The following is a 1,954-nucleotide window of genomic DNA, read 5'->3' on the forward strand; positions in this document are numbered from 1 at the left end:
ACCCGCATCGCCTGATGACCTTAAAGCTAGACTTAAGGTCACACGCTTCGCGAATTACCAACCCTCACGCAAGACGGCCCCCATCGGAGGCGTACGTAAGTCTCGACTTTGATGGTGTTGCTCTGGCTCGGATTATCCAGCAGCCTAGTGCATGCGCCGATGCTACGAGTTGCGTCACCGCCGGCACATTCCATCCAATCGCTTTCGCCCTGCGAATCTTTCCGACTCGCAAAGTAAGATAGAATGCTGCACTGTTTCGAGATGACGCAAACTCTTCCTGGAATGCAGTATTTACCCAAACCGCAATCCACCGCTTCTCCTGGGATGCAGCCTCCGCCAGCCGAACATTTCTGCCCTGCCGAGCACGATCTGCCATCGCCGCAGTCTATCGCATTCAGTGGCACGCATTTGTCTCCGCTTGCACATTTTGTCTCTGCTGGACAATGTCTGCTCTGACCACAGTCCGCTGCCTCTTGCGGAATGCACACTCCGCCGCTTCCACATTTAGTGCCGGGTTGGCAGTATCCATTACCGCACTGCATGCTGCCGGCCGGAATTTGCGGAGCAGAGCGCTTCTGCTGCCCTCCTAAGCAACCGAGCTGCTGCATACGCTGTTGAATGAATGAGTCCCACTGCGAGCCCGCGCCACCAGAGGACCTTAGGACACCAAGCTGATGTTGGAGGTTCGCACAACTCTCTTGTGCCTGCGTCTCGGCATTAGCGTGTAAGAGCCATGAGAGAACGATAACCGTGAAATACAGGAAATAATTCCGAGGAATCGCCATGACGCACCCCCCGCCGCTCCGGAAAACCAAGTATAGCGGAGAAATCGCCGACTGTGATCCTAGAGGCACAAACATTCTAGAGCCGCAGAGCCGGTATTGATGCTGTGGACGGCTCCTCCACCGGCACGAAAGTGCCAAGGAGTGGGCGCCGTCTGAGGCTCCCACGATTCGGAGGAGCAGCCTATGCAGTCAATTTCGACAGTCGGCCTGGATATCGCGAAGTCGGTCTTTCAAGTGCATGGCGTTGATGCAGCCGGCCAGGTGGTCGTACGCCGTCAGTTGCGGCGCCGGTACGTCCTGGCGTTTTTCCAGAAGCTGCCGCCATGCCTGGTGGGATCGAAGCTTGCGCATCATCGCACCATTGGTCCCGCGAGCTGCAGGGGTTGGGGCATACGGTGCGATTGATGCCTCCGGCCTATGTGAAGCCCTACGTCAAGCGGCAGAAGAACGACAGCACCGACGCGGAGGCGATTTGCGAGGCGGTCACGCGACCCAATATGCGGTTCGTGCCGACCAAGACGGTCGAGCAACAGAGCTGTCTGATGCTTCACCGGGCGCGCCATCTCTTCATCCGCCAGCAGACGGCCGCGATGAACTCAATCCGCGCCTATCTCGCCGAGTTCGGGATTGTCGCCCCTGTCGGGCGCAGGGGTGTCGAGCAACTGCTGGAAGTCGTCGCCGATACAGCCGACCACCGGCTCCCCGAGGTCGCCCGTGCGTGTCTTGCTGCTCTCGGCAATCAGTTGCGGGCATTGAAGGCTCAAATCCTGGAGTTCGACCGACGCATCATCGCCTGGCATCGATCAAGCGCGACGAGCAAACGGCTGGACGCGATCCCCGGCGTCGGGCCGGCGTTGGCAACAGCCTTGGTCGCCAGCATTGCGGATCCAAAGGCTTTCCGATCGGGACGGGACTTCTCGGCCTGGGTAGGACTCGTGCCGAAGCAGAACTCGAGCGGGGGCAAGGACAAGCTTGGCAGTATCAGCAAGCAAGGCGATCGCTATTTGCGCAGCCTGTTCACGGCTGGCGCGCTCGCCGTCATCCGCTATGCCAAGATCCATGGCACCGATCATCGTGCGGATTCCGGGGATTGCGGCCAGGGATTCCGATTGAACGCGACCATGCATTCCGATCGAAGGCGGCCACCTGTTCCGACGAAGGCGGCCGGA

The 1,954-nt window shown here is 59.4% G+C and carries 2 protein-coding genes; one reads left to right on the forward strand and one right to left on the reverse strand.

The window, feature by feature from the left end; genetic code table 11:
- Positions 1-974: 974 nt before the first annotated feature.
- Positions 975-1,139 carry a hypothetical protein gene (locus ABIB80_RS39215; protein WP_354129641.1) on the reverse strand — a complete coding sequence of 55 codons (165 nt, stop codon included), beginning with the start codon at positions 1,137-1,139 and terminating at the stop codon, positions 975-977.
- Between ABIB80_RS39215 and ABIB80_RS39220 the strand changes: the two genes are divergently transcribed.
- Positions 1,109-1,954 (forward strand): IS110 family RNA-guided transposase (locus ABIB80_RS39220; protein ID WP_354129640.1); only part of this gene is annotated, 846 nt, incomplete at its 3' end. The genes ABIB80_RS39215 and ABIB80_RS39220 overlap by 31 nt on opposite strands.

The organism is Bradyrhizobium sp. i1.15.2 (genome assembly GCF_040548425.1).
Classification (GTDB): domain Bacteria; phylum Pseudomonadota; class Alphaproteobacteria; order Rhizobiales; family Xanthobacteraceae; genus Bradyrhizobium; species Bradyrhizobium canariense.